We start from the raw sequence: 5,485 nt of genomic DNA, 5'->3' as shown, positions 1-5,485 counted from the left end.
TACTTGACTTTTTCCTTAGGATCGACAATAGACAGATAATGGATAGACAAGGGGCTTAAGCCCCTTGTCCACAAGACCGGGCGCACGTTTGTGCGCCCCTTTTTTCGTGTGCTGAGGCCGAAATATTTATGGTAAGCCTCACGATATGGTAAGCCTCACGGCAGGCCCCGCAAAGACGGGACGGTGGTCAATCCTGTTTTGAAGACCTTGTCCGCCCCGCCCTAAACCGACAGGATGTCAAGGGCCTCCCTGCCGGTCATTCCGACCTCGACTCCCAGGGAGCCGGCCCTTTCGGTCATGTCCTGGATCTTTGCGTTGAGGAGGTCGTCGACCACGATAAGCTGTCTTTCGGGCGTTCCCCTCGCCACGGCGACCGCCGCCCCGACCCTGTCCATTATACTCACGTCTATCACCCCGCAGGCGACCAGTCCCCTGTCCGCTATTATCATCACGAACTGCGAGCCGATCCACGAGGCCTCTATCCCGAGGGCGGGCCCGCCCTTCGCCGTAACCGGCACGACCTTTACCTCGGCCTTTTCTCCTGCCATTGCTTCAACACTCCGTAATCGAAAAGCTAATCAAAATGTTAATCTAAATGTTAATCTAAAAAGCGGCCCTGGGCCCCCTTCCGTTCTCGGCCCGTGAATAGATCGTCACAACCCCCTCTGGCGCCGGGGCTTTAATGAGGGAGAAGAGCCTTCGCCCGCCGTGAATTTTCTCCCGCCCCATACTTCAGAATGTCTAAATCTCCCCAAGCCCGCTAAATGTGAAAGGCGCTCCTGAGCTTCATCCCCTCCATGACCTCGCCGTCGATCTTGAGCTCCCCCTTGAAGAGTGCGGTCTCGATCCTCTTTTTCCCCATGAGGATGGCGGCCCAGCTCCCCGCAGGTATGGTGAGCGTAATCCCGGCGTCTTCGGGGATCTTCCCCTCGATCAGCCTTGCCTTTCCCCCCTCGACCTTTATCGCGAGCCGCTGCTCAGAAACGCCCCCCTCCGCCTTGAGGACCACGCCCACAATCCCCTTCCAGTCCTGGGCGGCGGCCGGGTCGAAACGTCCCATGAAGTCCTCCGTCAGCTTCTTCGCCTGGGGAGCGTACTTGGAGTAGTCCTTCCCGAAGAGGGGCGGCTTGAAGCTGGCAATATAGGACTCCTTCTTCTCCTTTCTGGTCCTCCTTTTTGCGTAGAGTGTCGGGAAGGCTTTCTCCAGCTCGTCGGTGTAGACGTCCCGCCTCCTCTTTGCCGACTCGTAGATGGCAAAGCTGATCCTCAATATCTCCTTTCCCTGTTCTCCCGTCAGGAGGGGCGGCTCCTCCCCTTTTACGGCGGAGATGAAGTTTTCCACCGCCCCCTTGAATCCCTCCAGCCAGTCCGACTTCACCTTGTCGAAGTGTCTCCATCCCTTGGACGTGAAGAGGCTGACGGCGGGCCCGGTGTGGACGTCCCCCGTGCAGCGGTGGATGAATATTATCCCCTTGCTGCCGGTTATCTCGAACCACTCGTCGTTGGCGTAATACTTAGAGGGGATGTAAAGCTCCTCCGCGAAGGCGAAGTCGCAGATGCCGTATCTCTTATTCCCTTTGTGCTTCCACATCAGGGTCACGGGGCTGTCCATGATCCCGTCGATCGAGTCTATCCACGCTGTCACCCGCTCGACCTCCCCCATCAGAAACCAGGCCGTCGCCCACTCGTGGTGGCCGTGATCGTAGGTCTCGGAGAACCTCCCCTCAGAATACTCCTCGAAGCGCCAGTCGTAGGCGGAGGTGGGGAGGTCCCAGCCGCCGTAGGCGCTGTTTACCATCTTCATCCTGATTATCTGGGGGTCGCCTATGTCGCCGGCCTCTATCATCTTTTTCGCCAGGGCGATGGGCGGATAGGTGAGGTAATTGTCGGTGACCTTGAAAATTTTATCCGAGCTATTTGCCCTCCTGATCATCCTGTCGGCGCTCTTTAAGCTTATTGTCATGGGCTTCTGGACGGCGACGTGCTTTCCGGCGTCGAGGGCGCCGATCACCATCCTCTCGTGGAGCTTGTGGGGGGTTATGATCTCCACGGCGTCCACCTCCGGGTCGTCTAAGAGCTCCCGGTAGTCTGTGTACGCCTTCTTCGCCTTCCACTCCTTTTTCCTCGCCTCGGCGACCTCCGGGTTCGCGTCGCAGACGGCGTAGAGATTGGCCCTCTTGTTGTTCTTGTATCCAGGGGCGTGCAGGTTCGATATCACTCCGCATCCAATGAATCCGACGTTTATCTTGTCCATAAAAACCTCATATTAAAAAAAGACATATAAATATTCTAGAGACATTTTACTTCAGGTCGCCCTGCGTTTGCAATGGATAAGTCGTATCGATTCCCATTAAATCTCCCCCCCTAAACGATTCAGGGGAGAGGCAAAATCGAAGCGGTTCAGACGTCCCGCCCGTCGAATCTCCTGAAGACAAGCAACAGGGACGCCGTAAATGTCGCTAGGGCTAAGAGTATCAGATAAAGTGGTATGTGTACAACCTCCGCCCCCTTGTTTACGGACATCCCCGGAAATTCCACGATATTGTAGAAGAAGAACGCCGAGATGGTGTTGAAGAGGGAGTGGGAGAAAAACGTGTCCGTTACGCTGTACCCCCTTGCGATCATTGCGGAATAGAGGACACCCAACGCGAGCGCGGCGGGAAACTGGGCCGGATTTACGTGGACGAGCATAAAGAGGATGGAGGAGGTGACCACGGCGATCGGCTTGCCCCTGTTTTTCGCAATCCCCCGGTATATGACACCGCGAAAGAGGGCCTCCTCCATCAGCGGCCCGAAGATCGTGAGGGATACCAGGCCGAGGAGGAGGTCTGCCCGGTTATCCATTACGAAGAGCCTTGATAAATCCTCCACATATTTGGAATAGGTCTCCGGCGACAGGACGTAATCGGCGATGATATTTTCCATCTCGGAGGAGAGCACGGCGGCCGAAAGGGTCATGAGGACGATCGGAAGGACCCTTCTCCCCCTTACGGCTCCCCAGTGGATCGTCTCCTTGAGCGATGTGCCGTTAATACTGGCGGCGAGCAAGACAATGACAAGGGCGGGTACCGTTACGCCCAAAATCAGCATGAGCCCCTGGGAGCCGAAGACCACCTTTACGAAGACGGCAACGACGGCCTGAAGCAGGATAAAGAGGAGCGCCAGCAGCACCGAGAGGATTATATCGGGAAATTGTTTTTTCACATCACCTCCGTTTTGTAATCAATCCGTTTGTGAGATTCTTGTCTCGAACTCCAGCCGCAGCCGGTGACATATTCAAAAGGGCCAAAAAGGCCAAAAAGATTTTTGACAAGAGATATGATCTGTGGTAAAAATATCTCACTCCCCGAAAATATTGGAGGTCTTTGTGCACACGTCGAAATCTCTTTTGGCTCATTGTACGGCGAAGCTCCTTTTTGGGTGTGCCCTCTCCTTTATACTCCTTGTTTTATTATCACATCCCGCCCATTCCCGCAAGGGGATAAAGATATGGGAGGAGGCCACGAAGGCGCTCAACGAGAAGAGATACGAGGAGGCGATAGAGCTTTACACCTACGGGATCGAGATGTACCCGTATGACCCGGAGATATACAAGGCCCTCACGAACCGAGGGAGGGCGCTGATCAGGATAGGGGAGCTCGACAGGGCCGAGGCGGACCTGAAGGAATCGCTGAGCCAGAATAACAGATACGCCCCCACCATCAACGCGCTGGGGGAGCTCAAGGCCGCCAGGAAGGACTGGGACGAGGCCCTCGCCTATTACAACATCTCTATGGAAATCGACCCGAAAAATCCCGCAAATTACATCAGGCGCTCGATAGCCTACAGGAACAAGGGTCAGATCAAAAAGGCCCTTTCCGATATCGACGAGGCGATCCGCCTCAATCCCGATCTAGCCATAGCGTATTTCAACAGAGGGATGCTCAAGACGGATTCGGGCGACATCGACGGCGCCATCTCCGATTTTACGAAGTGCATAGAGATGACCCCGGACTACCTGACCGCCTATTACAAGCGGGGCGTGGCCTACGAGAGGAAGAGCGATTACAAGAGGGCCGTCGAGGACTACAACACCGTTCTCAAGGCAAAACCCCTTCACTTCGGGTCGCTCTTTCAGCGGGGACTGATCCACGCCAGGTACGAGAGGTACGATCTCGCCATTAAGGACCTGACGTCCGCCGCCGCCGTGGAGCCGAGAAACGCGGCCGTCCAGTACAACATAGGGGTGGTCATGGAGGAGATAGGAAACTACGGGGAGGCGAAGAAATACTTCGACAAGGCCTGCACCCTGGACAAGGCGTTTTGCGAATAAGCCCCGAGGCTCCGGGGGTCATAAGACCGGAGTTTCGAGATAACTTTTCTGTCTCGGCTTTTCAGATAAAAAAAGACCGACAGTAATTGCCGGTCCTTTTCCATTTAATATTTAAGCCCGCCTTGGGACTGTCGCCTTTGAAACTATCGATATAGCCTTCGGGCTTAAATATTCGCCACGGCCCTCTTAGATGCCTTCAGGGGATTGAGTTTCAGGGCTTCCGTTTTCTCCTCTTTCTTGACGTGTGTTGCGAGGTTGCAGAGTCCTCTCACCCATTTTGAGGCCGGGTCTGCGGCGGAAGAGCAATATTTCCCCGTGGGAAACTCGACGATCTTGTCGCATCCCTCGCACTCGTTGATTATGGTGTGGCATATGCCGCCGTTGAATCCGCATCCGTTCTTCGTCATGAAGACGCACTCGATCCCTTCCTTTACGGTTTTACATTTCAATGTCAGGGTCCTCCCAAAAAGTGGTATTTTTAAAAAACCGGGGCCCAAAAATAGTACCCCTAAAAATAGCTTAATCTCTGATTTTATATCATTGCAGGATCGGTGTCAATAAAAATATAGAATTAATCTCGGAAATTTTTTGTATTTTTCCACTTGGTATTCATATTTATTTAAATACTTCAAAATTTCTATTGACAAGGTTGGAGAAAACAGATAATATTATTCAAAACAACTAACTAAATGAAGGATGAAGCGATGAATCTGAAAAAGAGGAATGAGTTAATAGCTATCATCAAAATAACTGCCGCCGTTCTGGCCACCGCGTTCGCGCTTGCGTTTCTCATAGGCACCTCCTGCGGCGTGCCGGGCGAGCCGAACACCGCCGATGGCTGGTTTAGAAAAGGGAAAGCGTATGCGGATGACGAGGTGTATGGCAAGGCGATAGAGTGCTTTAGTAAAGCCATGAGTCTTGATCCTGAATTTGCGGAAGCATATAGCTATAGAGGGTTTTGTTACTTCTGGATGGTTCAATATGAGAAAGCCCTGGCCGATTTTGAAATGGCATTGAAGATAGGAGTGGACCATCCTGAAGAAATTCACTTCTATATAGGACGTACATATTTCAAAATGGGTAATTATGAAGAAGCAGTAACTAGTTTTACAAATGCGATTGAGATTAATAAAGAAATAGCAGAATACTATTACAAGAGAGGTGCATCTTACT

6 protein-coding genes are annotated in these 5,485 nt (G+C 52.9%); 2 read left to right on the top strand and 4 right to left on the bottom strand.

Annotated features, from left to right (window positions below):
* Positions 1–221: 221 nt before the first annotated feature.
* The 3 genes from JW984_09980 to JW984_09970 all read right to left on the bottom strand — a co-directional run bounded on the left by JW984_09980 (position 222) and on the right by JW984_09970 (position 3,204).
* A complete protein-coding gene (locus JW984_09980; protein MBN1573510.1) occupies positions 222–548 on the bottom strand; it encodes a DUF1805 domain-containing protein in 327 nt (108 codons plus the stop codon).
* A gap of 212 nt (positions 549–760) precedes the next feature.
* Positions 761–2,254, bottom strand: coding sequence for a Gfo/Idh/MocA family oxidoreductase (locus JW984_09975; protein ID MBN1573509.1), 1,494 nt, complete (start codon positions 2,252–2,254; stop codon positions 761–763).
* Positions 2,255–2,400: 146 nt separating this feature from the next.
* On the bottom strand, positions 2,401–3,204 hold the full coding sequence (locus JW984_09970) for a CPBP family intramembrane metalloprotease (protein MBN1573508.1): 804 nt from the start codon (positions 3,202–3,204) through the stop codon (positions 2,401–2,403).
* 121 nt (positions 3,205–3,325) lie between these two features.
* Between JW984_09970 and JW984_09965 the strand changes: the two genes are divergently transcribed.
* On the top strand, positions 3,326–4,312 hold the full coding sequence (locus JW984_09965; protein ID MBN1573507.1) for a tetratricopeptide repeat protein: 987 nt from the start codon (positions 3,326–3,328) through the stop codon (positions 4,310–4,312).
* 164 nt (positions 4,313–4,476) lie between these two features.
* Here the strand turns inward: JW984_09965 and JW984_09960 are convergent, their stop codons facing one another.
* On the bottom strand, positions 4,477–4,761 hold the full coding sequence (locus JW984_09960; GenBank protein MBN1573506.1) for a PxxKW family cysteine-rich protein: 285 nt from the start codon (positions 4,759–4,761) through the stop codon (positions 4,477–4,479).
* Positions 4,762–5,016: 255 nt separating this feature from the next.
* On the opposite strand from JW984_09960, the gene JW984_09955 reads away from it, so the two are divergent.
* The coding region (locus JW984_09955; GenBank protein ID MBN1573505.1) for a tetratricopeptide repeat protein at positions 5,017–5,485 on the top strand (469 nt) is incomplete at its 3' end.

The sequence above is a fragment of the Candidatus Zymogenus saltonus genome (genome assembly GCA_016929395.1).
Taxonomy (GTDB): Bacteria; Desulfobacterota; Zymogenia; order Zymogenales; family Zymogenaceae; genus Zymogenus; species Zymogenus saltonus.
The sequence above is the reverse complement of the archived record's forward strand: the minus strand, read 5'-3'. Positions and strand labels throughout refer to the sequence as shown.

Excerpts from the sequence above, each read along its gene's own strand:
- JW984_09980 (MBN1573510.1), bottom strand. The coding sequence starts at position 548 with ATGGCAGGAGAAAAGGCCGAGGTAAAGGTCGTGCCGGTTACGGCGAAG.
- JW984_09975 (MBN1573509.1), bottom strand. The coding sequence starts at position 2,254 with ATGGACAAGATAAACGTCGGATTCATTGGATGCGGAGTGATATCGAAC.